Raw genomic sequence first — 396 nt, 5'->3', positions numbered from 1 at the left:
GTTTAATGGCATGTTGGGGCTGCACCCCCGTTAGCCCGGCTGTGCCGGCGCGGTGCTGTATCACGGCATGCTGGCCGAAATCATCCCCGATGGCGTGCATGTCAATCCGGTGATGATGTATCTGGCACACCGCATGAAAGGGCACGAGAAAATGGTCCTCATTACCGATTGCATGCGCGCCGGTGGCATGCCCGATGGCGACTATGTCCTCGGCGCGCAAACCGCCACCGTCACCGATGGCAACGCCATAACCCAAGACGGATCTCTGGCCGGCAGCACCTGCAGCCTCGACAAAACGCTGCGCACCATGGTATTCGATGCAAAGATCCCTCTATGGGATGCGGTTCAAATGAGCAACGCTGTGCCTGCGCGCTACCTCGCACTCGCGCAGCGTTT

Annotated in this window: 1 pseudogene; it reads left to right on the top strand. The window is 59.8% G+C overall.

The annotated features are described in order from the left end of the window. Positions 1-67 precede the first annotated feature (67 nt). Positions 68-396: pseudogene (locus tag UF06_RS22645) on the top strand (N-acetylglucosamine-6-phosphate deacetylase); the annotation flags it as partial.

It is taken from the genome of Vibrio sp. S234-5 (genome assembly GCF_000960595.1).
Taxonomy (GTDB): domain Bacteria; phylum Pseudomonadota; class Gammaproteobacteria; order Enterobacterales; family Vibrionaceae; genus Vibrio.
Note: the sequence above shows the minus strand (reverse complement) of the source record. Positions and strands in the feature narration are given on the sequence as shown.